Here is a 25736-nt window from a genome sequence, read left to right as displayed (position 1 = left end):
TCTGCTAGACCAGCGCATGGGTCTCATCGCCTCGCTGACACCTCGAGGCCGCAGCGGCTTCGGCGCCGCCTCTACCGCCGAGCAGGTCACGGCCGGCCGCGACCTGGCGGGCAAGACCTTCCTGCTGACCGGCGCCACCTCCGGGCATCGGGCTCGAGACGCTGCGGGTGCTCCACCTGCGGGCGCGCGCGTGCTCGCGGCGGCCCGGACCGTCGACAAGGCCCGGGCCGCGATCGCGGGCCTGCGCGCCCGGGGCGGTGCCGGTCGCGTGCGAGCTGTCGGAGCCCGCGAGCGTGCGCGCCTGCGTCGAGGCGGTGCGGCGCGACGGCGGTGCGCTGGCGGGGATCATCGCCAACGCCGGGATCATGGCGCTGCCCACGCTGACGGTCCGGCACGGGCTCGAGCGCCAGTTCCTGACCAACCACCTCGTGGCCACTTCATGCTGATCACCGGCCTGCTCGACCAGCTGGCCCCTGACGGGCGGGTGGTCGTGGTGTCGAGCACCGCGCACCGCCGAGGGCGCCGCGCGCGGGCATCGACTTCCGACAACCTCGCCGGCGAGCGCGGCTACACCCCCGTGGGGCGCCTGCGGCCGCTCGAAGCTCGCCAACCTGCTCTTCGCCAAGGAGCGCGCGCGGCGCCTCGGCGGCTCCGGACGCACGGCCAACGCGATCCATCCCGGTGTCATCGCGACCAACCTGACCCGGGAGCATGGGCGCGGCCGTCGGCGCGCTCTGGGGCGTCGTGTCCCCGGTGCTGCTCAAGTCGATCGCGCAGGGCGCGGCGACGCAGTGCTACGTCGCGTGCCACCCGGCGGTCGCCGGCGTGTCGGGCGCCTACTTCCGCAACTGCAACGTCGCCAGGCCGAGCGCGCTCGGCGAGGACCCGGCGCTGGCGGCCCGCCTCTGGGCCGAGAGCGAGCGGCTCGTGGCCCAGCTGGGGTGAGCGGACGGTCGCGGCGCGGCCGAGGGTCGGCGATAGCGTCGGCGGCGCGGGGACGGTAGGCTTACGCGGCGTGGAAGCAGATCGGGCCCAGCGGGGCGAGGGCGAGCGGCGGAGCGCGACGCGGACGGGCTCGGCGATGATCGCCGTCCACCTGGCGCACCCAGCGGACGCGGGCGCGGTCACCACCCGGCGACGGGGTCAAGGTGGTGGACCAGTGCGCGCCGCGCGCTCGCGGTCAGGCGTCGGCGTCGGTCGTGAGCATGGCGTAGCGGCGCTGGTCGACGTCGGCCCGGGCGTCGTCGCCAGCGGCGGCGGACAGCGCCGGCGCGTACAGCTGGGCGCCCGGCGACGCGGCGATCGCGGCGTCGAGCGCCGCGAGCACGTCGGCGGGGGCGAGGTGCGGCGGCGCGCACACCTTGCCGCGCACGACGTGGTGGCGCTCCTCGGCGGTGTGGTCGTGACCGTCGCCGCCGCGCCCGCGCGCGCACGCGCCGCACAGGATCCGCACCTGCTCGGTGTGCGGGTAGACGATCGTGTCCTCGGGCAGGTCCGCGGACAGGTCGCGCAGCTGCCGCGGCGTCGCCTGGGTGCCGGCGAACCGCCACACCTGATACCGCTGCCGCCGGAGCGTCGCGAGGTGCGGGAACAGCGGCTCGTCGCCGTGGTACCCGACCGGCGCGCCGTCGAACATGACCACGTCGCCGTACTCGAGGCCGAGGTCGTCGGCGAACACCGCGACGCGGAGGATGCCGTGGCCGCCGCTCAGCCGCTCGACCCAGCCGTTCTCTCCGCGACCCGGATCGTCGGCGTCGGGGCCGCGCTCCGCCAGCGGGCGCTGGGCCAGGCGGACCTTGGCCATCCGGTAGCTGCCCTCGGGCAGGTCGAAGCGACCGAGCGCGACCTTCTGCCCGAGGTGCGACCACGCGGCGAGGGCGGTGGCGCCGTCGCCGGCGCCGGTGGCGCACAGGCCCAGGTTCCACCAGGTCGCCTCGTCGTCGTCCTCGCGCAGGTCGAGCGCGCGCTGGTTGGCGGCCTGGCCCTCGGCCCACCGGCCCCGGGTCTTGAAGAACAGCCCGTGGTTGTAGTGGATCGAGGCGAGGTCCGGAGCGCGCGTGGCGATCGCCCGGTGCGCGCGCTCCGCGGTCACGTCGCCAGCGCGGCCGAGCGTGGTCGCGGCGGCGGCCAGGGCCCGCAGGAGCTCCAGGTGCAGGTCGCCCGTGGTCGCCTCGACCGCGCGCCCGAGGCGGTCGACGACCTCGGCGAACCAGGGGTCGGTCGGCGGCGGCCGGTTGAGGTCGTCGAGATCGACGAGCGCGTCGCTCGCGCGGCCGAGCGCCGCCAGGACGGTCGGTCGGTCGCCGTGCTGGGCCAAGAGGACGCGCGCGAGCTCGAGGCCGCGCTCGGGCCCGAACGCGCTGAGGTTGTCGGCGAGCGCCAGCGCCACGTCGGGGTGAGCGATCGCCGCGCGCAGCGGCTCGGCCAGCGCCCAGGCCCGCTCGGGGTCGTGGGCCTGGCCGAGCTTCGCCGCGAGCCGCGCGACGCCGGCGGCGTCGAGCGGCCGGCCCCAGGGCCACCACGCCATCGCCGCGCTCAGCTCAGCGTGTCGGTGACGAGCTTGCCGCCGGGGCTGGCGGGCGGCGGGATCGTCGACGGCGGCGCCTCGGGCGCGGGCGGGGCCGGCTCGAGCACGACGGCGAGCGCGTCGTCGATCTTGTTCATCAGCCGGATGTCGAGCTCGGCGCGGATCTCGGCCGGGATGTCGACCAGGTCCTTCGCGTTCTTGGCCGGGATGAAGGCGATCTTGATGCCGGCGCGGTGGGCCGCGAGCAGCTTCTCCTTGATGCCGCCGACCGGCAGCGCGTTGCCGCGCAGATCGACCTCGCCGGTGATCGCGATGTCGTTGCGGATCGGCCGGCCCGACAGCGCGCTGACCAGCGCGACGGTCAGCGCCACGCCCGCCGACGGCCCGTCCTTCTTGACCGCGCCCTGGGGCAGGTGGACGTGCAGGTCGGTCGACGCGATGTGCTCGTGCTCGATGCCGAGCCGGGCGGCGTTGGCGCGGACCCACGAGTGGGCCGCGGTCGCGCTCTCCTTCATCACGTCGCCGAGCTGGCCGGTCAGGCGCAGCTCGCCCTTGCCCTGGTACTTGCGGGTCTCGATGAACATCACGTCGCCGCCGACCGGGGTCCAGGCCAGGCCGGTGATGACGCCGACCTCGGGCTTGCGGTTGGCCAGGTCGTGGCTGAACTTGGCCGGGCCCAGGATCGCCGGCAGGTCGGCCGGATCGAGGTGGACGCTGTCGGCCTCCTCGGACGCGATCGCGACCGCGGCCGAGCGGCACAAGGCCGCGATCTCGCGCTCGAGGTTGCGGACGCCGGCCTCGCGGGTCCAGCCGTGGATGACCTCGCGCAGGGTGTCGTCGGTCAGGACCAGCTTGCCCTTCTCGATGCCGTGCTCGGCCAGCTGCTTGGGCACGAGGTGCCGGGTCGCGATCGCCAGCTTCTCGACCGCGGTGTAGCCGGGCAGCTCGATCATCTCCATGCGGTCGAGCAGCGGCCCGGGGATCGAGTCGAGCGCGTTGGCGGTGGCGATGAACATCACCTTCGACAGATCGACCGGGACCTCGACGTAGTGGTCGGTGAAGTCCTTGTTCTGCTCGGGGTCGAGCACCTCGAGCAGCGCGGCCGCCGGATCGCCGCGCATGTCGGCGGTCATCTTGTCGATCTCGTCGAGGACGAACACCGGGTTCATCGAGCCGGCCTTCTTGAGGCCGTTGATGATCCGGCCGGGCAGGGCGCCGATGTACGTGCGGCGGTGGCCGCGGACCTCGGCCTCGTCGCGGACGCCGCCGAGCGAGATCCGCACGTACTTGCGGCCCAGCGACTGCGCGATCGAGCGACCGAGCGAGGTCTTGCCGACGCCGGGCGGCCCGACGAACAAGAGGATCGGGCCCTGCTTGCCGGGCGCGAGCTTGCGCACGGCCAGGAACTCGAGGATGCGCTTCTTGATCTTGTCGAGGCCCGCGTGCTCGGCCTCGAGGATCGCGCGCGCGGCCGGCACGTCGAGCGTGTCGTCGGTGTACTTGCCGAACGGGATGTCGAGCAGGGTCTCGACGTAGGTGCGGGCGATCGAGAACTCGGGCGACGCCGTGGCCATGCCGGCCATGCGCGCGAGCTGCTTCTTGGCGACCGCGCGGACCTCGTCCGGCAGCTTGGCGGCGTCGACCTTGATCCGCAGCTCGTCGACCTCGGCGTTCTCGTCGGCCTCGCCCAGCTCCTCCTGGATCTGGCGCATGCGATCGCGCAGCACCTTCTCGCGGTGGGTGACCGAGGTCGTGCCCTCGAGCTCGGCGCCGATCTCGCCCTTGAGGCGCAGCACCGTCGCGCGGCGCTCGAGCGCCGGCAGCACCGTCGCCAGGCGCTTGGCCGAGTCGGTCTCGAGCAGGATCGCGAGCATCTCGTCGCGGCGCAGCTCGACGTAGGGCGCGGCGTGATCGACGACGAGGTCGGGATCGGTGACCGCGGCCAGCGCGGCCAGGGCGTCGCGCGCGGTGTCGTGCGCCCGGGCCGGATCCTTGGCCTCCTTGGTCTCCTTGCCGGCCTCCTTGGCCTCCTTGTCCTTGGCCTCGCGGGTGGCGTGGGCGTCGGCGATCAGCGCGGTCAGGTAGTCGCGGGCCCGGGCGGCGTCGGCGGCGATGCGCTCGGGCGGCGCGCTCGAGCGGACCGCCAGCGGCGACACGGCCGCGACCAGGAACGGCTCGCTCGCGACGATGCCGTCGATCTTGACCCGGCGGGTGAAGCGCAGCACCGCGGTGAAGCGACCGGGCGAGTGCTTGATGACCGAGACGATCTCCGCCAGCACGCCGACCTCGACCAGATCGCGCGGCGCGATGTCGCGCAGATCGGGGTCGCGCTGAGGGATGACCACCAGCTGGTTGTCGTCGCGCGAGGCCGCCTCGACCGCGCGGATCGACGCCTCGCGGCCGATCTCGAGCGAGGCGACGCGCCCCGGGAGGTGCATCTCGGTGCGGAGCGGGAGGACCGGAAACTGGCCGTGGGCGGGGGCGGGATTGGGCATGGTTCCTCGAGCGGACGTGAGTCCTTGGACCTTAGCCCGAGATGCCGGGCCTGTCGTGGCGGGAGCGGGTGTCAATCAGGTGTCGGCGGGTCACTTGCGCTTGCCGGCGGTCGCGGTCTGGGCCAGGTGCGCCGTGAGCTCGTGCAGGAGCTTCTTGGCCTTGTCGTCGAGCTCGGCGGGGACGTCGAGCTGGACCGTGACGTAGTGATCCCCGGGGCCGCCGCCGTCGGTGATCACGCCCTTGCCGCGCAGGCGCAGCTTGCGGCCGCTCGACGTGCCGGGCGGGATCTTCACCGACGCGGTGCCGTCGATCGTCGCGACCTCGGCCACGGTCCCGAGGATGGCGTGGTGGAACGGGATGTGGACGTCGGAGTAGACGTCGTTGCCCTTGACCGTCAGCCACGAGCCGTCGGCGGCCTGCAGCCGCGACTCGGCGACCGCGGGTCGCGGCGGGCCCTGGCCCGGGCCCTGGCGCGACTCGAACACCCAGCCGCCGTCGTCGTCGCCGCGCTCGAACCGGACGCTGCGCCGCCCGCCGCCGCCGCGGGGCGGCGCGCTCGGTCCGGCGGGGCCGCCCGGTCCGCCAGCGAACATCTGCGAGAACAGGTCGCCGAGATCCCACACCTGGCTGCCGCCGAACGGCCCAGCGGCGCCCGGGAAGCCCGCGCCGCCCGGGCCGGTCCGGACCCGCCCACCCATCGCGCGGAGCTCGTCGTACTGGGCCCGCTTCTTGGCGTCGCCGAGCACGTCGTAGGCGTTGCTGATGTCCTTGAAGCGCGTCTCCTTGCCCTTGTCGCCGCCGGTCGAGTCCGGGTGGAACTGCTTGGCGAGCTTGCGGTAGGCCTTCTTGATCTCGTCGGCCGTGGCCTTGGAGGCCACGCCCAGCGCCTTGTAGTAGTCGACGGCCGGATCGAAGTCGATCGACATGGGTGCGTCCGGCCTACGCGGCCGCTCCGTGGCGCTGATCCTTGCCGAACGTGAGCGCGCCGTCGGCGCCGACGTCGACGAGGATCGCGTCGCCGGCCTGGTAGCGTCCGGCCAGGAGCTCGAGGGCGAGCGGGTCGATCACCAGCTTGCCGATCGCGCGCTTGAGGGGCCGGGCGCCATAGGTCGGATCGTAACCCTCCTCGGCGATCTGGGCGACTGCCCGATCGGTCAGCTCGAGGGTCAGGCCCTTGTCGGCCAGGAGCGTGCCGAACCGCGCCAGCTGGATGCGGATGATCGGCGCGAGCTGCTCCTTGCCGAGCGGCGCGAAGAAGATGATGTCGTCGATCCGGTTGAGGAACTCGGGCCGGAAGGTCGCGCGCAGCTCGCGATCGGCCGCGGCCTCCATCGCGCGGGCGTCGGCGCCCGCGTCGCGCATGCGCACGAGGTGCTGCGAGCCGACGTTCGACGTCATGATCAGGACGGTGTTCTTGAAGTCGACGACGCGGCCCTGGCCGTCGGTCAGGCGGCCGTCGTCGAGCACCTGCAGGAGCACGCTCCAGACGTCGGGGTGGGCCTTCTCCATCTCGTCGAGCAGGACGATCGAGTACGGCCGGCGGCGCACCGCCTCGGTCAGCTGGCCGCCCTGATCGTAGCCGACGTAGCCGGGCGGGGCCCCGACCAGGCGCGAGACCGTGTGCTTCTCCTGGTACTCGCTCATGTCGATGCGCACCATCGCGCGCTCGTCGTCGAACAGCAGGTCGGCCAGGGCCCGGGCCAGCTCGGTCTTGCCGACGCCGGTGGGCCCGAGGAACAGGAACGAGCCGATCGGGCGGTTGGGATCCTGGAGGCCGGCCCGGGCCCGACGCACCGCGCGCGCGACCGCGCCGACCGCGGCCTCCTGCCCGACGACGCGCAGGCGCAGCCGGTCCTCGAGGTGGGCCAGGCGGCCGGCCTCGCCCTCGAGCATCTTCTCGACCGGGATCCCGGTCCACTTGGCGACGACCGTGGCGATGTCGTCCTCGGTGACCTCCTCGCGCAGGAACCCGCCGGCCTGCTTGCCGCCGGCGAGCTGCTCGGCCGCGGCCGCGAGCTCGCGCTCGAGCCGCGGGATGTCGCCGAACCGCAGCTCGGACGCGTGGGCGTAGTCGCCGGCGCGGGTCAGGCGCTCGACCTCGCCGCGCGCGGCCTCGAGCTCGGCCTTCTTGGTGCGCTGGCCGGCGATCAGCTCGCGCTCGTGCTGCCACTGCGCGCGCATGCCGGTGGCCTGCTCGCTCAGCTCGGCGATGGCCCGGGTGACCTCGGGCAGGCGCCGGCGCGCGGCGGCGTCGTCCTCGCGCTCGAGCGCGGCCCGCTCGATCTCGAGGGTCACGACCTTGCGCTCGATGGTGTCGATCGGCGTCGGCACGCTCTCGATCTCCATCTTCAGGCGCGACGCGGCCTCGTCGACGAGGTCGATCGCCTTGTCGGGCAGCTGCCGGGCTGGGATGTAGCGGTGCGACAGCCGGGCCGCGGCGATCAGCGCCGCGTCGCGGATCCGGATGCCGTGGTGGACCTCGTACCGCTCCTTGAGGCCGCGCAGGATCGCGATCGTGTCGTCGAGGCTGGGCTCGTCGACGCGGACCGGCTGGAACCGGCGCTCGAGCGCCTTGTCCTTCTCGATGTGCTTGCGGTACTCGTCGAGCGTCGTCGCGCCGATGCAGCGCAGCTCGCCGCGCGCCAGCGCCGGCTTGAGCATGTTGGCGGCGTCCTGCGCGCCCTCGGCGGCGCCGGCGCCGACGAGCGTGTGGAGCTCGTCGATGAACAGGATCACCCGGCCCTCGGCCGCGGCCACGTCCTTGAGCACCGCCTTGAGGCGCTCCTCGAACTCGCCGCGGTACTTGGCGCCGGCGACCAGCGCGCCCAGGTCGAGCGCGAGCAGGCGCTTGCCGCGCAGGCTCTCGGGCACGTCGCCGGCGGCGATGCGCCCGGCGATGCCCTCGACGACCGCGGTCTTGCCGACGCCGGCCTCGCCGATCAGCACCGGGTTGTTCTTGCTGCGGCGCGACAGGATCTGGATGGTGCGGCGGATCTCCTCGTCGCGGCCGATCACCGGATCGAGCTTGCCCTGCTGGGCGTCGCGCGTGAGATCGCGGGTGAAGCGGTCGAGCGCCTCGTAGGTCGACTCGGGGTTCTGATCGGTCACGCGCTGGTTGCCGCGCACGCCCTGGAGCGCCTCGAGCAGCGCCTCGGGCGTGGCCCCGGCGGCGCGCAGCGCGTCGCCAGCGGCGCCCTTGGTCGGCGCCAGCGCCAGCACGAAGTGCTCGGTCGACAGGAACTCGTCCTTGAGCTTGCCGGCCTCGGTCGCGGCCGCCTCCCAGACGTCCTTGAGCCGGCTCGAGATGCCGACCTCGACCGCGGCCCCCGACACGGTCGGCAGCTTGGCCAGCGCCCGGTCGAGGTCGGTGGTGACGACCCGCGGGTCGGCGCCGAGCTTGGCGAGGATCCGGGGCACGACCCCGCCGTCCTGGCTGATCAGCGCGTGCAGCAGGTGCTCGGGCAGGACCTCGGGGTGGCGGCGTGCGCTCGCGAGGTCCCGCGCAGACGCGAGTGCTTCCTGGGCCTTGACGGTCAGCTTGTCGAATCGCATGGCGACTCCAGATGTAACCACCCATACGAAACAGGCAAGGGCGGGGCGATCACGAAACCTGGGCTCGAGCGATCCGCCCACCACCCCGGCCTGGGGTCAGGAGCCGTCGAGGATGGCCCGCACCCGCGCCGCGAGCTGCTCGGGCGTGAACGGCTTGTCGAGCACGTGCCAGGTGTCGCGGGTGACCCGGCGCTCGTGCGCGAAGCCCGAGGTCACGAGCACCCGCACCTCGGGGCGCAGGGCGCCGAGCGTGGTGGCCAGGGCCAGGCCGTTCATCTTGGGCATGGCGAAGTCGGTGAACAACAGGTGGATCGGCCCGGGGTGGGCGGCGGCGACCCGCAGGGCGTCGGCGCCGTCGCGGGCGGCGAGCACCTGGTAGCCGAGCTCGGCCAGGATCGCGGTGACCAGCCGGCGCAGCGCGTCCTCGTCCTCGGCCACCAGGATGGTCTCGGCGCCGCGCCCGACCTCGACCTCGACCGGCGGCGCCGCCGCGACCGCCGCCGTGCGGGGCAGGTGGATCACGAACGTGGAGCCGCGCCCCGGCGCGCTGTCGACCGCGATGTGGCCGCCGTGCTGGTGGACCACGCCCTGGACCGTCGCGAGCCCGAGGCCGGTGCCGCGCCCCAGATCCTTGGTGGTGAAGAACGGCTCGAAGATGCGCTCGCGGGTGGCCGGGTCCATGCCCTCGCCGTCGTCGGCGACCGAGATCCGGACGTAGCTGCCGCGCGGCAGCGCGCCGTCGTGGGTGACGTCGACGCGCCCGGTCGTGACGCGGAGGGTGCCGCCCGAGGGCATCGCGTCGCGGGCGTTGGCGGCGAGGTTGAACAGCACCTGCTCCAGCTCGACCGCCGCGATCTGGGCGGCGCCGGTGTCGGGCGAGGTGACCAGCGCGAGCGCGACGTGGGCGCCGACGATCCGCTCGAGCAGCGGCGCCATCGCGGCGACCACGCCGGCCACGTCGCTGGCGTCGGTCGACAGCTCGCGCCGGCGCGCGAACGTCAAGAGCTGCCGGGTCAGCGCCGCCGCGCGCTCGGCGGCCTCGAGGCTGACCTGGAGCTCGGCCCGGCAGCGATCGTCGGTCGCGAGCCGGCGCATCGCCATCGACGTCGCGGTCGTGATGACCGTGAGCAGGTTGTTGAAGTCGTGGGCGATGCCGCCGGCCAGCCGGCCGATGCTCTCGAGCTTGCGGGCCTCGACCAGCGCGCCCTCGAGCTGCTTGCGCTCGGTGATGTCGAACAGGGTCGCGATCATCCGGGTGATGCGGCCGGCCTCGTCGAACTCGGGATCGACGTTGACCATCAGCCACACGCGATCGCGGCGGCGGGGCCGGTAGACCCCCATGACCACGTTGCGCACCGGCTGGCCGGTCGCGAGCACCTGCGACATCGGCCGCTGCGCCGCCTCGAACACCTCGCCGTCCTCGCGGGTGATGTTCCACTCGGGGTCGTAGGAGGTCCGGCCGCGGTACTGATCCTCGTCGAGCCCGAGCAGCTCGAGCGCCGCGGGGTTGCACATCAGCACCTCGGTGCTGGGGCCCTGGACCACGATCCCGACCCGGAGCGCGTGGATCACCGAGGCGAGCTGATCAGGCATGGGCCAGGATCGCGGCGGCGGCGGCGGCGGGCGCGGTGACCATGACGTCGTGGGGCGCGTCGAGCCGGCTATGGCGCCAGCCCTCGCGCTGGGCCCGCTCGGCGAACGGGCGCAGCGGGTCGACGCCGAACAGCGCGGCCAGCGCGGCGTGCTGCGTGCACTCGATGTAGGCGCGCTCGATCCGGTCGACCACGCCGGCGCCGAGCAGGACCGGCTCGAGCAGCGTGCGCATCGGGTGCGGGTGCCGGCGCGGCGTGACCCAGGCGACGTCGGCGGGCTCGACCACGCCCACGGCCGCGAGCGGCAGCGGCGGCAGCAGCCAGGTGTCGTCGGTGAGCGCCGCGAGCCCGGCGCTGGTGCCCTCGGCCATGGCGCCGCTCGCGCTCTGGCCGTCGACCGGCGCCTGGGCGTCGAGGTAGACCAGCCGCGCGAGCCGGTCGGGCACGCGCGCGGCCGCGGCGGTCGCGACCGTGCCGCCGTAGCTGTGCGCGACCACGACCGCGGCGCGGACGTCCTCGTGCTCGAGCGTCGCGACCAGATCGCGGACGTGGTCCTCGAGCCCGAGCTCGCGGGTGAGCAGGTGGTGGCGATCGCCGCAGCCGGTGAGCGTCGGGGTCAGGACCTCGTGGCCGGCGGCGCGGAGGCGCGCCGCGACCCGCCCCCAGACCCAGCCTCCGTGGAACGCGCCGTGCACCAGGACGAAGCAGGTCATCGGATGCCCCCCGCGACGATGGTCCCGCGGCCCTCGCCGAAAGTCGAGCCGTTCGCGCGCCGGCACCGCGGCGGCCGGCCCGCGGCCGAGGTCGCCGCCCGGCGCGCCGCCGGGCTCGTGCAGCCGCCCTCCAGGCCCAGGGTGAGCGCTACTTGCCGGTGAACGCGCCGGGGCGGCGGCCGACGAAGGCGCGCAGGCCCTCCTGCATGTCGTCCGACGCCAGCAGCGGCTGCAGGTCGGGCATGAGCCGCGCCGCGGCCGCGGCCTCGGCGGCGGGCGCCGCGGCCCGCGCCGACGCCAGCGTCGCGTAGACGCCGAGCGGCGCCTGGGCCGCGATCACGTCGGCCAGCGCCAGCGCGCGGTCGAGCTGCGCGCCGGCCGCGGTGACCTCCTGGACCAGGCCGATGCGCAGGGCCTCGGCGGCGTCGAACTCGTCGCCGGTGAGCAGCCAGCGCATCGCGTTGGCCCAGCCGCACTCGCGCGGGAAGCGCAGCGTCGCGCCGCCCACCGGGTAGATGCCGCGCTTGATCTCGATCTGCCCGAAGCGGGTCGTCGCCGCGGCGACGCGCAGGTCGGTGGCGAGCAGGAGCTCGATGCCGATCGTCAGGCAGATCCCCTGGACCGCGGCGACGATCGGCTTGCGCAGGCGCGGGCCGGTGAGGCCGAGCGGATCGAGCCCGCCGTCGGGGATGTGCCACTGACCGCTCGCGAACACCGGCGCCCACTGCGGCAGATCGAGGCCGCCGGTGAAGTGATCGCCGTGGGCGTGGAGCACCCCGACCCGGAGGTCGTCGTCGCGATCGAGCTCACCGTAGGCGCGGCACAGCGCGTCCCACAGCGGCAGGTCGAAGGCGTTGCGCTTGGCGGCGCGATCGAGACCGATGACGAGGACGTGGCCGCGACGGTCGAGCGAGACGGTGCCGGTGGTCATGCCGGCATGGTGCCCGCGGCGGCGCCGGGTCGGCCAGCGCCGCGGCGCGGAACCGGCCGCAGGGCCATCGTCGCTGCGCGTCGACCGCGCCGGGCGCGGGTCCTGTTTGGCGGCGGATCGCCGTCACCGCCGGTGGACGCGGACGACGCGGCTGATCGGTCGCCATCGAAAATCCACCCCCGGGGCCGCGACATCGCGCCGCAGGCCGGTGACGATGGCCCGATGAACCATCGCATCCTCGTTGTCATGCTCGTGGCCCCGCTCGCGCTGGCCTGCGGCAAGAAGAAGGAAGAGTCCGGCGGCGGCGGCGGCGGCGCCACCGTGCCCAAGGCCGGCAAGGTCATCGCCGCGTGCGATCAGCGCGCGACCACCGGCGAGCTCAAGGTCTGCCTCGAGTACACCGGCTCGACCTGGACCGCCCAGGAGGCCAAGGCCCGGTGCTCGGCCGAGGGCCAGATCTTCCTCGAGGGCGCGTGCCCGACCGACGGCGTCGTCTTCTCCTGCGTCCAGATGCAGGGCCAGGGCATGGAGGGGATCAACCGGTACTACGGCGACGCCGAGAAGGCCAAGACGGTCTGCGCGCAGATCGGCAAGCCGCTCTGACCGCGGGCGCGCGCGTCGCCCCGGCCCGCGCTCACTCGTGCCGCAGCGCGACGATCGGATCGAGCCGCGACGCCCGGTGGGCCGGGTAGAACCCGAACAGCACGCCGACGCCGGCCGACACCGCGACCGACATGATCACGACGTCGGGGCGGACCAGCAGCGGGAAGCCGAAGCTGGCCGCCATGTACTCGCCGGCCGCGAAGCCGAAGCCGATGCCGAGCACCCCGCCGGCGAGCGACAGCACGACCGCCTCGATCAGGAACTGGCGCCGGACGTGGTGGGGCTTGGCGCCGATCGCCATGCGCAGGCCGATCTCGCGGGTCCGCTCGGTGACGCTGACCAGCATGATGTTCATGATCCCGATGCCGCCGACCAGGAGCGACACCAGCGCGACGCCGGCCAGGAGCGACGTGATCGTGCTCGCGCTCGCGGCCTGCGCCTTCGCGATCTCGCTCAGGTCGCGCACCGAGACGTCGTCGGGCTCGCCGGCGCGGCGCTTGTGCCGCTCGCGCAGGAGCTCCTCGATCGCGAGCTTGGCGCCGGCGGTGTCCGGCGACGCCGCCATCACGATCACCTGACCCGACAGGAACCGCGCGTTGCCGCCCGACACCTTCGACAGGAAGGTCCTGGCCGGGATGACGACGACGTCGTCGCTGTCCTGGCCCATCGCCGACGTGCCCTTGGCCTCGAGCACGCCGATCACGATGAACGGGGTGCGATCGATCCGCATGGTCTGGCCGATCGGGTCGTCGTCGCCGAACAGGTTGGTCGCGACGGTCTTGCCGATGACGGCGACCTTGCGCGCGCCGGCGTCGTCGGCCGGGCTCAGCAGCTCGCCGCGCGCGGCGGCCCAGGCGCGGACCGTGAACCAGGCCGACGTGGTCGCGGTGATCGGCGCCTGCCAGTTGCTGCCGTCGGCGAGCAGCTGGCCGTTGCCGCGCAGCTGGGGCGCGGCGGCGCCGACCTCGGGCAGCGCCCGGATCGCGTCGAGATCGGTCCAGGTCAGGGTCGGCTGCGAGCCGGCCCCGCCGCGCGCGCCGCCGGCGGTGGACGCGCCCGAGGTGACGACCAGCGTGCTGGTGCCCATCGCCTCGAACTGGGCGGCGACCCGGGCCTTGGCGCCCTCGCCGATCGAGACCATCGCGATGACGGCGCCGACGCCGATGATCACGCCGAGGACGGTGAGCAGCGAGCGCGCCTTGGTGCGGCCGAGCGCCGACAGCGCGACCAGGGTGGTGCGCCAGAGGTTCATGACAGCTCCTCCTCGATCGCCGGCAGCGCGGCGAGCGCCGCGGCGGCGTCCTCGGGCTGCTGCCGGGTGTCGGTGACGATCCGGCCGTCGCGCACGACGATGCGGCGCGACGCGAAGACCGCGGTCTCGGGATCGTGGGTCACGTAGACGATCGTCATCCCGTCGCGCGACAGCGCCTGGAACAGCGTGATGATCTCGAGGCTGGTGCGGGTGTCGAGGTTGCCGGTCGGCTCGTCGGCCAGGATCACCGCCGGCCGGTTGACGATCGCGCGCGCGATCGCGACGCGCTGCTGCTGGCCGCCCGAGAGCTGGTTGGGGTGGTGGTCCAGGCGGTCGGCCAGCCCGACCCGGGTGAGCGCCTCGACCGCGCGCGCCCTGAGCTCCTTGCGCGGCGTGCCGGCGTACAGGCCGGGCAGCTCGACGTTCTCGAGCGCGGACGTGCGCGGCAGGAGGCTGTAGTTCTGGAACACGAAGCCGAGCGTGCGGTTCCGGACCTCGGCCAGGCGATCGCGCGACAACCCGGCGACGTCCTCGCCGTCGAGCATGTAGACGCCGGTGGTCGGGGCGTCGAGGCAGCCGAGCAGGTTCATCAGCGTCGACTTGCCCGAGCCCGACGGGCCCATGACCGCGACGAACTCGCCGGCGCTGATCTGCAGGTCGACGCCGCGCAGCGCGTGCACGATCGCGTCGCCGGTGCCGTAGCGACGGGTCAGCGCGTGGACGTCCATGAGGGGGGCGGACATGGTGGGCTCCTGGTGGGCGGTGGGTCAGAGCAGCGGGGGCGGGGCGCCGCGTCGACCGCCGGCGCCGCCGCGGGCGCTGGCGCCGCGCGCGCTGGCCGCGCCCGACCTGCTCGACGAGTCGGCGGTGATCACGAGGTCGCCGTCCTTCAGGTCAGGGCCGGTGACGACGGTGGTGGTGCCGTCGGTGAGGCCGGCGGTGACCGGGACCCGGACCGGCACGCCGGCGCGCAGCACCCAGACCGCGGCCCGCGGCGTACGCGGCCGGTCGGTGGCGGGCTTGTCGGTGGCGGGCGTGTCGGTGGCGGGCGTGTCGGTGGCGGGCGTGTCGGTGGCGGGCGTGTCGGCGGCGGGCGTGTCGGCGGCGGGCCTTGTGTCGGCGGGGCGCCGGCCCTCGGAGCTGCGGGCGCGGCCGGGCGGCGGCGGGGCGCCGGCGGGGCGGTACTTGAGCGCCTTGGCCGCGACCACGAGGCCGTCGCTCGACGCGACCACGAACGTCGCGGTCGCGGTCATGCCCGGGCGGAGCGCGCCGTCGGCGTTGTCGACCGCGACGACCGCGTCGTAGGTGACGACGTTCGAGGTCGTGGTCGCCTGGTTGCGGACCTGCCGGACCGCGCCGACGAAGGTGCGCTCGGGGTAGGCGTCGAACGCGAGCTCGACGGTCATGCCGTCGGCGAGCTGGCCGACGTCGGCCTCGGCGACCGCGGCGTGCAGCTCCATCTTGGCGAGGTCGCCGGCGATCACGAACAGCTCGGGCGCCTGCAGCGAGGCGGCGACGGTCTGGCCGGCGTCGACCGAGCGCGAGATGATCACGCCGTCGATCGGCGCGGTGATCGTCGTGTACTCGAGGTTGACCTGGGCGGCGGCCAGCGACGCCTGCGCCTCGACGATGCTGGCCTTGGCGGCGACGATCGACGCGGCGGCGGTGTCGCGCGCGGCCTTGGCGGCGTCGACGTCGGCGGCGGCGATCGCGCCGGACGAGATCAGGCCGGCGGCGCGGTCGTAGGTCACCTTGGCGCTGGCCGCGGTGACCTGCGCGCGGGTCAGCTCAGCGCGCGCCGACGCCAGGCGGGCCCGGGCCTGCGCGACCTGGCCCTGGAGCAGCTGCTTGTCGAGGCGCGCCAGCACCTGGCCGCGCGTCACGTGGTCGTTGAAGTCGACGAGGATCTCGGTGATGCGACCCGACACCTGGCTGCCGACCGTCGAGCGCAGCACCGGCGACAAGGTGCCCGAGGCGGTCACGAGCTGGCGCACGGCGCCGCGCTCGACCGCGGTCGTGGTGTAGGTGACCGTGGCGGGCTGGTTGCGGTAGTGGTGCCACGCGAGCGACCCGCCGACCACGACGGCGACGACGGCGAGGATCGGGGCGATCCGGCGCGCGATGCGCAGCGGCGCCGGCGTCGAGGACATGGGCTTCATGGCCGCTGGTAGTGCAACCGTCGGGCCCAGCGCGTCGCGCCGCGATGTCGCGTGCTTGCGGGGTCGATCTGCAGATCCTGCGGTGCCGCAGGCTGCGGCGGACCGGCCGGAACCGCAGTCGAGGTCCGCGGCTGCCACGCCGGCTCGCGATCGGGATCGCGGGATCCCGCGGGCGTCCGCGGCCGTCGCTGCAGGTTCCGCAGCGCGCTGCGGAGCGGCATCGGCGCCGCCCGCGACGGCGCCGCCGCCAGCGCCCGGACCTCGGCGCTCGGTCTCCAGGCCGCCGCGATCACCGTGTCCGCAGATCTCGCGGTGACCTGGTATCAGCTCGCCCAGGCCGAGGCCGAGGTCGCGATCCTCGAGCAGCAACTCGCGACCAGCGCGCTCGCCGGCGGCTTCGCGATGGCTGCGCCGCCGCAGCGGGCGTGAGCGCCGGGCGCGCGGCGAGGACGCGCCGGCCTACGGGATCTCAGCGCGGGACGCGGTCGTCGATCCACGGAGCCGTCATGCCGGCGAGTCCGCCGGGCGTCCTTCCGGCCGGCCACAACATCGGAGGATCTCGCGCAGCCTTACCCAAGTCCGTGATTTTCGATCTGGCGCGCAATGACCATCGGGTTGACCTGGAACTCGTCGGCGAGTTCGATCAGGTCCCATGCGCCGTGATCGCGCATCCTCGCGGTCAGGGCTGCCGCTGGCGCGAGCAGCTCCGCCGCGAACGCACGCGACGCCGCTTGTTGCCAGTCGGTCGCCCGGGTCAACAGTCGTCGAGACGAGTGCTCCGTTGTCACGCAGGTCCAGTGGTGCAGCGCTCGGGCCAGCAGGAATCGTCGCGACGAGGGGACCGCCCGGCCGGCCGCAGCGATCGCGCAGGTGCCGTTGCGCTGGATCGCGCCCTCGATGCCAGTCTCGTCGATGGAGACCCACTGCTGATCGATCACGCCAATCGCGCGCTCGATGGCGGCGTCGAGATCGCGCAGCGGTTGCGTCGGGTCGATCGCGAACTGTCGGCGAAACGCGTCAGCGCGGCGATATCCGGCGACGTAGGGGCGTGCGTCGTAGACCGGGTCAAACGGCGGGTGATGGCTGCGCGTCGCGAGTGGCAGTCGCGCGACCAGGGTGTGCGCGGCCGCGAGCGCGCCTCCAAGTCGCGTGGCGTCGGTCGCCGCAAGGACGTCGCGCAAGACGGGTTCGGTGAGATCGATGGGGTTCGCGAGGAGGAACTCGACATGCTCATCGAGATCTGGGGCGTACGGGTCCTGTCCGAGGGTCGCAAGGCGCTCGCATAGCGTGCGCTCATCGCCATCGGCAGAGCCGATCGCCCGCCAGTCGCTGCGCAACTCGGTCAGGTCCTCGTGCTCGATGGCCGTCGTGCGCTCGATCACGCTCTCGATCACGCTGGCGAGTGCGACTTCGACATCGCGCCGATTGAGTTGAGCGACGCCGTCGCCGAGGAACCTCCCCGCCGTCGTGACCGTCGACGGATCGGCGACCCAGCGGACGCCGACGCGATCTTCGTCCTCCCGGTAGAACGAGAGGTCGGGGTAGGCCATCCCATCCCGCGCGTACACGAAGCAGTGGCGCCCCACCCAAGCGCGGGCGCGCGCGGGCGCGCGGCGGCCGCCGCGCATCACTTCTAGCGTCGGGAGGCCCTCGCTCGTCAGGTGCCACCAATTCGTCGTCAGCCACCGCGCGAGCGGGAAGATCGAACCGTAGACACCCGTGCGAACCGCGTTCGCTGACTCACTCCAGAACTGGGTGATCGGGCGCCCATCGAGACGAATCTCGAGGCGCGCCCAGGTCGCGGCGACGACCGGCGACCGGACCCCCGGCGCCTCCTCCCACTCAATCAGGAACTGGAGGCGCGTCATTGGTCGGGCTCGAGCGGGGTGAGGACCCCCTCGTGATCCGCGGGCAGTTCATCGCGGGTGATCGGCCACGCCTTGTACCAGCCCGCTTCGCTGTTGATGAGGCGCGCCGCGTGCGCGCCGTCTAACCAGCCCCATACGTATTGGGGGAACTCACCGACGAAGACGCGGCTGACACATCGTCGTCGGACGGCCTCCTGGAGCGCGGCCTGGGCCTGGTCTTTCGTGGCCGCCGGGTCGCACCGCGAGGCGTCAGACCGAAGGGCAGGCGCGAAGTCGAAGGCGGGATCGATGGGCCGCGCTTTGTGCTCCGCGCTGCCAATGTACGCTACTCGCTCTGCGAGTTCCTCCGGTGCCATCGCCGTCGATGGCCACTCATCGATGAGCCCACCTCCCTTCCCCCTTCGTCGATAGCGACGCACCTGCTTCATGCGGCGAGGCTAGCCCATTCTGTTCGCCCCGGCCACGGCCTACGCCCGGCGCGCCAGCATCTCGGCGCGGAGCTCGCGCTGGACCGCGGCCGGCAGCGCCGCGACCGCCGGGAACACGATCGCCTCCTCGAGCGCCAGGTGCGCGGCGAACGCCGCCACCATCGCCGCCGCCGCGGGGCCCAGCGTCGGCGCGAGCGCGGCGTGGGTCGCGGGCGCCGCCGCGAGCTGGCGGCACAGGGCCAGCACCGGGTCGAGCACCGCGGCGTGCTCGACGTGGTCGGCGGTCATGCGCGCCAGGGCGGCGTCGAGCGCGGCGTCGCGGCCGACCAGGCGCGGCGCCAGGCTGAGGTCCTCATCGGCGGCGTGCAGCGGCAGCGCGATCGTGAAGTAGCGGACCACCGCGGCCGCGGCCTCGGCGCGCTCGGCGTCGGTGGCGGCCTCGACCGCGACGCGCTCGGCCAGGCCGCCGAACCGCCGGATGCGCTCGTGGCACCCCTCGAGCGCCGCGATCACGGTGTCCTCGGGCGGCGACGCGTTCAGGCCAGGAGCTCGGCGCATGGCGGGACCGTACCGCGCCTGGCCCGGTCGTCGCGTCGCGCGGCCGGGGCTATGCTCGGCCGCGATGTCGCACCTCTCGATCGTCTCGCTGCGTTCGATCCATCGGCGCGCGCGCCGCGGCGCGCTGGTCGCCGGCGCGCTGGTCGCCGGCGCGCTGGCGCTGGTCCTGGTCGGTTGTCATCACGCCGCGCCGGTCGCCGCGCCGCCGCCGGCACCGGCGCCCGACTCGGCGCTGGCCCAGCGGCTCGACGGCCTGGCCCGGGCCCGGCTCGCCGACGCCGACCATCCGATCGCCGGGCTGACGGTCGCGGTGGTCCAGCGCGGTCAGCCGATCTTGATCCGCGGCTACGGCCAGGCCGACCTCGAGGCCAAGGCGCCGATGGCGGCGGACGCGATCTTGCGCGTCGGCTCGGTGACCAAGCAGTTCACCGCCGCGGCGATCGTGCTGCTGGCGGCCGACGGCGCGCTGGCGATCGACGATCCGATCACGCGGTTCCTGCCCGACTACCCGACCCGCGGGCAGGTCATCACGATCCGTCAGCTCCTGACCCACACCGGCGGCGTCAAGAACTACACCGACCTGCCGTGGTTCGAGACCCACCAGGCCGACGCCATGCCGCGCGCGGACCTGGTCGCGAAGTTCGCCGCCGAGCCGCTCGACTTCGCGCCGGGCGCGAAGTGGGCGTACAGCAACTCGGGCTACTACCTGCTCGGGCTGGTGATCGAGCGGGCCGCCGGCGTCAGCTACGCCGAGTTCGTGCGCGACCGCGTGGTCGCGCCGCTGCACCTCGCCGACACCGCGTACTGCCGGCCGACCCAGACCGGGCCGCGCGACGCGCGCGGCTACGAGGCCAAGGACGGCGCGCTGGTGCCGGCGGACCCGCTCGACATGGCCCACCCGTACGCGGCCGGCTCGCTGTGCTCGACCGTCGCCGATCTGACCACCTGGATCCGCGCCCTCGCCACCGGCCAGGTCGTGACCCCGGCGGCGTTCACCGAGATGACGACGCCGGTGCGGCTCGCCGACGGCACGACCTACCCCTACGGCTTCGGCCTCGGCGTCGGCGTCCTCGGCGACCACCCGGTCATCTCGCACGGCGGCGGCATCAACGGCTTCGTCAGCTGGGTCGCCTACTACCCGGCCGACGAGCTCGCGATCGCGGTGCTGGTCAACACGCCCAGCCCGGTCGCCAGCGATCTCGGCGAGGCGCTCGCCCGCGTCGTCCTCGACGTGCCCGTGCCCCAGGTCCTCGACCTGCCGGTCGGCGCCGACGAGGCCGCGCCGCTGCTCGGCACCTACCGCTTCGAGATGGTCGATCAGGAGGTGCCGGTCAGCTACACCGACGGCGTCCTCCGCGTCGGTCCGGCCGGCGCCGTCGGCCCCGCGCTCAAGTCCCAGGGCGGCGGCCGCTACGTCGTCGTCGAGCTCGGCGCCCAGGTCCGCTTCCGGATCGTCGACGGCCACGCCGTCGAGATGATCGTCGTCCAGCGCGGCGTCGAGCTGCGCGGCGACCGCATGACCGCGCCTGCGCCGACCCCGGCGCCGTAGCCGCGACCTGCGTCGGCCACCGACGGATCGCTCGGGCGCCAGCGGTGATCGTCGGCGGGGCGGGGCGTCGACCCGCCGCCGTGGCGACGTCGTTCATGCTGCGGTGGTCCGCCGATCGCCCAGCGACGCCGATGGCCCCATCCCCGCCCACGCGGACGAGGCCCAGGCCGAGACGTTGTATCGCGCGGGCAAGACGTTGGTCGCCGCCGGGCGCCTCCCGAAGTCGACCCACACCTGTCGGCGCTGACGCGGCCATCGCCGCCACGTCGGCGCCGGTAGCGCAGAAGAAAGGAGTCGATTCGCTACCTCGACGGCTCGGCCGCGACGCGGGCCGGGTCCGGCTCGGGGGCCGGAATGCGGCGCTCGAAGTCGAGCCAGATCCGCGAGTCCTGACGGCAGTCGAAGATGCGACACGCCGCGGGCCGTTGCGCGTAGACGCCGCACTGGCGGGTGTCGGGTGCGCAGTGGGTACACGAGCCGTCGGACCGGCGGCGAATCTGATACGGCCGGCCGTACTCCCACTGCACGACGCGCTCGTCGAGATCCTGGAACGAGAGCGGGAACGTGAGCGTGCAGCACCGCGCCCGGCACAGCGGAATGCGCGCGGCGCAGTCGATGTCGGGCAGGTCGGTGAGCGCGTACTTGTCGGGCACCGGTGCGATCTGGACGTGGGCCCGGCTGGCAGCGCGCTGCTCCTCTTGCTCGAGCCGGAGCGCGCGCCGCTCGTCGTACTTCGGCAGGTCGAGCTGGCCGCGGCTCGCCATCTCTTCGAGCAGCGCGAAGAAGCGCGACGCCAGTTCGGTGACGTCGCGCTTGGTCTGCATCGCCAGCACGTGCGCGAACCGGAGGCCGTCGTCGAGATCGCGGCGGAGCGCGGGGGCAGCGACGATGGGCGGTGCGGGCTGCGGGTCAGGCTCGTCCATGAGGCCTCACGGTTCAGCGGTGAATCAACAGGTGGAACACCCCGCGCGCGCCGCAGACGATCTGGTGGCGGCCGGCCGATGGTCGGAGCTGGCAGATGAGGTCGGTGATGATCCGTGCGGCCTCGATCGGCATCGGGCCGTCGCGGTGCGAGATCGCGACGTGCTCGATTCGCCCCGACGGCGTCGCGAGCGGCGCCAGCGACAGCCGGACCCCGAGCGAGGTCGTGGCGACCGTGATCGCGCGGCCCGGCGACGACGGCGACGAGCCCAGCCGATCGAGGGCCACCGCGCACTCGTGGATATGGCGCGGATGGAGCAACTGGTGGCGCGGCGTGTCGCTCAGGTACCGCCACGACAGGATGAAGAACATCGCGAACCCCAGGCCGACCACGGCGGCGACGTGCCAGCGCTCCTCGGGGATGAGGCCGTCGTGCCCGGCGGCGATCACGGCGCCGACCGCCAGCGCGGCGATCCACTGCGCCTCGGAGAACCCGCCCACGACCGGCCGGAACCGGTCGCCGCGGGTGAGCTCGATGACGAACCGGCTGACCGCGTAGCCGACGACGAGCATCGCGAGCACCGCGCCCGGGCGCGCGCCGAGGGCGACGCGGATCGCGCCGCCGGTCGTGAGCGCCAGCACACCGACCGCCTCGACGGCCTGGCTGGGGAACAACCGCACGCCGACCAGCACCGGCGAGAACCCGGTGTCGACGTGCTCGCGCCGGTAGCGGACGCCGAGCCGCGATGGCCGGCCGGTACAACACCCGACCATCAGGCAGCCGACCCGACCGCAGGCCAGGAACGCGCCGAGCCCGAGCCCGACGAGGTCGAGGTATGGCAGCGCCGGCTCGCCCAGCACCGCGAGCACACCCGCGTCCGCCGCGCCGATCGCGATCGCGTGGCGATGGAACACCAGGTTCGGCGCGCCCCGCATCGCCTTGCTGGCGATCGCGCCGACGAGGAACACCACGATGGCGGTCACGAGGAGGATCGCGACCGGGGCGATCGACAGCCCGGTGTACCAGGCCAGCCCGATCGTCAGCGCGGCGGCGGCGACGGCGCCAGCGAACCCGCACACCCGGAACGCCGAGCGCGGTCGGCCGAGGATCGGGACCTCGGGTCGCACCAGCCCGTCGAGCGTGCGATTCACGGCGTCGAGCACGTCACTCCAGATCGGCCGCGAGCTGGTGGAGGAGCTTGGTGAGCTGGTCGAGCTGGTGATCGACGGCGAGGGCGCGGGCGCGCGCGAGCTGGGCCGAGCCGCGGAGCTGCGGCACCGTGCGGCTGAGCGCCGATGCGTAGGCGGTGTCGACGTGGGCGCGCCGCTCCGCCTCCCAGCCGCCGACCGCGGCGGTGATCAACCGATCGGCCTGGGCCGAGCCGACCGGCGCGGCGGCGATCGCGGCGCCCAGCAACTCGATGGCCGCGACCCGCACGGCCGCCGGGCGGCTCGGGTCCAGGAGATCCACCGCCAGGAGCTCGACCTGGTCGGTGGCGCTGTCGGCGACGGCGACCCGCAGCGCGTCGATCGCGACCAGCGCGTGACCGGACGCGCGGGCCGCGCTCGCCGTCGCCACCGATCGCGCCGGCTGCCAGCCGACCAGCGTGGACAGCGCGGTCGCCAGCCCGAGGTCGGCGCCGGTCAGCGTGAACGCCCGCACCGGCTCAGCGAGCTCGACCCCGGCGACGTCGACGAGCGTCGCGACCCGGCCCTGGAACCCCATCGGCGCGGCCACGGCCGGACCGCCGACCAGCACCAGCATCGGCACCGGACCCGCGGCGGGGCGGTCGAAGGCGCGCCCGCCGTCGAGGGCCAGGGTCGGGCTCAGCGGTTCGTCGACGCGCTGGAGCGGGGCCAGCAGGGTGTAGCCGTGGATGGCGCGGACCTCGGCGTCGAGCCGACCCCGGACCGCGGTGCAGTCGGTGAGATCGAAGTCGCGGCGGTAAAGGCCCGGGAACCCACCCGCCGCCACCGCGCCGACCGGCGCCTCCGCGCGGGGCGTCGCGGTGCATCGGACCGCGATCACGCCGGCCAGGTCCACCGAGGTCGTCGCGGGCGGGGTGTAGAGACCTTGTTGCTGTGGGTTCACGCGAACAACTCCGTCGTGGACATCGTTGCGGCCCTTGCTACAGCCGGCGAGCAGCACCAGCGCCGCCAGCCCGGCGCGACGGCAGGTCGACGTCAGGTCCACGTGAGGGCGATCAGGTTGTTGCCGACCGTGCCGGTGAGGTTGGGCGTGTTCGCGCCCTGACCTGCACCCGATCCAGTGGCGGTCGTCGCGCCGGTGATCCCGGCGACGGTCTTGGCACCGCTCGCCGCGTAGTTGGTCGTCGTCGAGAAGTCCACCTCCCACGTCTCCCAGTTGATGTACTGGACCGTGTTTGGGCTCGCGCGCTTGCGGACCGCCACCCACGCCGCGAACTTGGCCTTGCCGCTGGTGCTGGCGAGCTTGCCGACGCCGTCTGGAGTATCCCACGGAAACGTCATGCTCGGCCGATCCCACAGCGTCACGGTCTCCGTCGATCCGGTCGTGGTGAACGCCTTGGTCCCCGCCGGGTTGGCGCTGTCGTACCAGGGCGCGGTCCCGGCCGGATTGCCATCGCGCGTGTTGTTCGGGACGGTGATGGCGAGCTGGGTCGGCGTGCCGGCGGCGGGGCGGGTATAGGTCCCGATCGGCGTCAAGGAGGTCACGGTCTGCAGATACCCGACGTCCCATCCGGCCGCGTCCGCGTTGGTACCGCCCGTGGCCTGGACCGTGCCCGTCGATGCGTACGCGCTGCTCTGGACCTGCAACTGTGAGGCGGTCGGCGTCGCCGTGACCGACCCGCCGGCGCCGGCGGCGAACGCCGACGAGCTGAACGTCAGTGCGCTGGCGCCGCCACCGCCGCCGCCGCCAGGGCAACGCTGCAGGCCGTAGCCGGCCTGCAGTGATGGCTTCGCGGGAGTCTGCGCCGACATCTCGCCGCCGTGCAGCGCCGAGACCGCCAGCGCCGCCGCCTGGTCGGCGTCGGCCTCGAGGGCGGCGCTGCTGCCGCCCCCGAGCGACGTGGCGCCGCGCTGCTGGACCACGTGGGCCAGCTCGTGGGCGAGCAGCGCGTCACCGAGCGGCGAGCCGGGATCGTAGAGGCCAGGCGCGAACGCGATCTGGTTGCCGACCGTGAACGCGCGCGCGCCGAGCGCCGCCGCGAGCTGGCCGGCCGATTCGCTGGTGTGGATCCGGACGTCGCTGAAGCTGTGGAGAAACGCAGCCTCCATCGCGGCGCGCGCCGATCCGCCCAGCGCCTGGCCGGCGCCCATCTGGCCCGAGCGCATGAAGTCGGCGGCGGCGTGCTCGTTGGGCGAGGCCAGGAGCGCAGCCAGGCCGCCGACCGCCGGTGCGGCATCGGCCGGCTGGGTCGCCTGGGCCCGGATCGCGCTGACGTACTCGCGCGCGCTGCGGGCACCCGCGGCGCTCGGCACGCGCGTCTTCAGCTCGGTCTCGATCGCGGAACACGCCTTCGCCTGCCACTGCGACACGTCCTCGCCCGGCATGATCGCGGCGACCTCGGCGAGGAACTGGCTCTTGGTCATCTGGTGGGGCCCCGCCGGCCCGCCGTCCTCGACCAGCAGCGGCCCCGCGGTCGGTCCAGGTCCGCGGGCACCCGCGCTGGCGTTGCCCTCGAGCAAGCTGGGTACCGCGAGCCGCGGCCTCGACGAGAACAGGCTCGCGGTCAGGCTCCGCTTGCCGGGGGCGACTCCGCCCCGGCCATAGGACAACGGCGCCTCGACGTCCCCATAGAGGTTCGCGAGCCGATCGTCGTTGCTTCGAGTTCCCGACATGTCCCGCTCCTTCTGCAAGGCCGACGCGTGCCACTGCCCCTACCGAGTACGAAGAATGCCTCAGAGAACTCCCCGGCTCAACGGGAGTTTTTCGCGCTTCATCGCCAAGCGCAGAGGGGATTCACCCCGATTCACCCAGGGCCGGTCAGCCTGTGGCGCTCCTGTGGCCGAGTGGCGTGTGATTCGGCGATGTGATCTGTCACGGGTCGTCGTCTGGGTGTGACTCGTGCGCAGCTGACTCGTGAATCGATCGGCTGCCGCACGGTAAGGAATGGGCCTGCTTCCTCGCTGTCAGCCTGGTCCGGGCCCCGGGGGGGCAGCGGTGGATCAGGCTGTCGTTGCCGCTGCCGACCTGGCCGTGGCCACCGCCGGCCGGGCCGGCCGGCGGTGCCGCCGAAGTCGCCGCTCGGCTCCCGGGGGCGCGTCGTCGCGACTTCTTGGCCAATTCAATAGATGGGATCTCATGAGCAGAGTGCTGGCAGATCACTACATCGAACAACGCGTGATCCAGGGAAGGATCCTGTGAGTCCTGTGAGTGGCATTGATGCCAGGACGGCCAGGACGGCCAGGACGGCCAGGACGGCCAGGACGGCGACCCGGGGTTCATCGTTGGATGAAGACGCGGCAAGAGCAGCGATCGCCGCGCGCGGTCCCTGGCGCTTCGTCCGCGTCACGGAGAGGGGCGGGGTTGGGTGACGGTGAGCGCCCAGTCCGGCCCGAGGCTGGCACGAGATGGCCGCAGGACGCGCCCCAGTGCTGGGCCTG

General features: G+C 73.7%; 21 protein-coding genes. 4 read left to right on the top strand and 17 right to left on the bottom strand.

Features of this window, described 5'->3' with window-relative positions:
• Positions 1-167: 167 nt before the first annotated feature.
• Both IPL61_08145 and IPL61_08140 read left to right on the top strand, forming a co-directional pair.
• Complete coding sequence (locus IPL61_08145) at positions 168-446, top strand: hypothetical protein (GenBank protein ID MBK9031293.1); 279 nt, start codon at positions 168-170, stop codon at positions 444-446.
• Positions 447-711: 265 nt separating this feature from the next.
• A complete protein-coding gene (locus tag IPL61_08140) occupies positions 712-945 on the top strand; it encodes a hypothetical protein (protein ID MBK9031292.1) in 234 nt (77 codons plus the stop codon).
• 235 nt (positions 946-1180) lie between these two features.
• Here IPL61_08140 and IPL61_08135 read toward each other — a convergent pair whose 3' ends face one another.
• From IPL61_08135 to IPL61_08105, 7 genes are all read right to left on the bottom strand, one after another.
• Positions 1181-2527, bottom strand: coding sequence for a prenyltransferase (locus IPL61_08135; GenBank protein MBK9031291.1), 1347 nt, complete (start codon positions 2525-2527; stop codon positions 1181-1183).
• An 8-nt stretch (positions 2528-2535) separates the two neighbouring features.
• Entirely contained in the window at positions 2536-5022 is a 2487-nt protein-coding gene (gene lon, locus IPL61_08130; GenBank protein ID MBK9031290.1) for an endopeptidase La, read from the bottom strand.
• Positions 5023-5112: 90 nt separating this feature from the next.
• Positions 5113-5949, bottom strand: a complete 837-nt coding sequence (locus tag IPL61_08125; protein MBK9031289.1) for a DnaJ domain-containing protein — start codon at positions 5947-5949, stop codon at positions 5113-5115.
• Between the two features lie 13 nt (positions 5950-5962).
• Positions 5963-8575, bottom strand: coding sequence for an ATP-dependent chaperone ClpB (clpB, locus tag IPL61_08120; GenBank protein ID MBK9031288.1), 2613 nt, complete (start codon positions 8573-8575; stop codon positions 5963-5965).
• 96 nt (positions 8576-8671) lie between these two features.
• Positions 8672-10168, bottom strand: a complete 1497-nt coding sequence (locus tag IPL61_08115; protein MBK9031287.1) for a response regulator — start codon at positions 10166-10168, stop codon at positions 8672-8674.
• Positions 10161-10880, bottom strand: coding sequence for an alpha/beta hydrolase (locus tag IPL61_08110; protein MBK9031286.1), 720 nt, complete (start codon positions 10878-10880; stop codon positions 10161-10163). Before IPL61_08110 ends, IPL61_08115 begins: the two co-directional genes overlap by 8 nt.
• A 148-nt stretch (positions 10881-11028) precedes the next feature.
• Positions 11029-11811, bottom strand: coding sequence for a crotonase/enoyl-CoA hydratase family protein (locus IPL61_08105; GenBank protein ID MBK9031285.1), 783 nt, complete (start codon positions 11809-11811; stop codon positions 11029-11031).
• Between the two features lie 222 nt (positions 11812-12033).
• On the opposite strand from IPL61_08105, the gene IPL61_08100 reads away from it, so the two are divergent.
• A complete protein-coding gene (locus IPL61_08100) occupies positions 12034-12414 on the top strand; it encodes a hypothetical protein (GenBank protein MBK9031284.1) in 381 nt (126 codons plus the stop codon).
• 31 nt (positions 12415-12445) lie between these two features.
• Here the strand turns inward: IPL61_08100 and IPL61_08095 are convergent, their stop codons facing one another.
• The 6 genes from IPL61_08095 to IPL61_08070 form a co-directional block, all read right to left on the bottom strand.
• Complete coding sequence (locus IPL61_08095; protein ID MBK9031283.1) at positions 12446-13666, bottom strand: ABC transporter permease; 1221 nt, start codon at positions 13664-13666, stop codon at positions 12446-12448.
• On the bottom strand, positions 13663-14409 hold the full coding sequence (locus IPL61_08090) for an ABC transporter ATP-binding protein (GenBank protein ID MBK9031282.1): 747 nt from the start codon (positions 14407-14409) through the stop codon (positions 13663-13665). Before IPL61_08090 ends, IPL61_08095 begins: the two co-directional genes overlap by 4 nt.
• A 24-nt stretch (positions 14410-14433) precedes the next feature.
• Positions 14434-15825 carry an efflux RND transporter periplasmic adaptor subunit gene (locus tag IPL61_08085; GenBank protein MBK9031281.1) on the bottom strand — a complete coding sequence of 464 codons (1392 nt, stop codon included), beginning with the start codon at positions 15823-15825 and terminating at the stop codon, positions 14434-14436.
• A gap of 569 nt (positions 15826-16394) precedes the next feature.
• Positions 16395-17693 carry a hypothetical protein gene (locus IPL61_08080; GenBank protein MBK9031280.1) on the bottom strand — a complete coding sequence of 433 codons (1299 nt, stop codon included), beginning with the start codon at positions 17691-17693 and terminating at the stop codon, positions 16395-16397.
• Positions 17690-18121 (bottom strand): hypothetical protein, encoded by a 432-nt coding sequence (locus IPL61_08075; protein ID MBK9031279.1) that lies wholly within the window; start codon positions 18119-18121, stop codon positions 17690-17692. Before IPL61_08075 ends, IPL61_08080 begins: the two co-directional genes overlap by 4 nt.
• Positions 18122-18160: 39 nt before the next feature.
• Positions 18161-18679, bottom strand: a complete 519-nt coding sequence (locus IPL61_08070) for a hemerythrin domain-containing protein (GenBank protein MBK9031278.1) — start codon at positions 18677-18679, stop codon at positions 18161-18163.
• A 64-nt stretch (positions 18680-18743) separates the two neighbouring features.
• Between IPL61_08070 and IPL61_08065 the strand changes: the two genes are divergently transcribed.
• A complete protein-coding gene (locus tag IPL61_08065) occupies positions 18744-20228 on the top strand; it encodes a beta-lactamase family protein (GenBank protein MBK9031277.1) in 1485 nt (494 codons plus the stop codon).
• Between the two features lie 302 nt (positions 20229-20530).
• Here IPL61_08065 and IPL61_08060 read toward each other — a convergent pair whose 3' ends face one another.
• Genes IPL61_08060 through IPL61_08045 form a run of 4 tightly spaced genes read right to left on the bottom strand, consistent with a single transcriptional unit; the run spans position 20531 to position 24971 of the window.
• Entirely contained in the window at positions 20531-21151 is a 621-nt protein-coding gene (locus tag IPL61_08060) for a YkgJ family cysteine cluster protein (GenBank protein ID MBK9031276.1), read from the bottom strand.
• Between the two features lie 13 nt (positions 21152-21164).
• Complete coding sequence (locus IPL61_08055) at positions 21165-22301, bottom strand: prolipoprotein diacylglyceryl transferase (GenBank protein ID MBK9031275.1); 1137 nt, start codon at positions 22299-22301, stop codon at positions 21165-21167.
• A gap of 13 nt (positions 22302-22314) precedes the next feature.
• Positions 22315-23343, bottom strand: a complete 1029-nt coding sequence (locus tag IPL61_08050; protein MBK9031274.1) for a hypothetical protein — start codon at positions 23341-23343, stop codon at positions 22315-22317.
• Positions 23334-24971, bottom strand: a complete 1638-nt coding sequence (locus IPL61_08045) for a DUF4157 domain-containing protein (GenBank protein MBK9031273.1) — start codon at positions 24969-24971, stop codon at positions 23334-23336. The genes IPL61_08050 and IPL61_08045 overlap by 10 nt, the downstream gene beginning before the upstream one ends.
• Positions 24972-25736: the final 765 nt, after the last annotated feature.

The organism is Myxococcales bacterium (assembly GCA_016717005.1).
In the GTDB taxonomy this organism is placed as follows: domain Bacteria; phylum Myxococcota_A; class Polyangia; order Haliangiales; family Haliangiaceae; genus UBA2376.
Note: the sequence above shows the minus strand (reverse complement) of the source record. Positions and strands in the feature narration are given on the sequence as shown.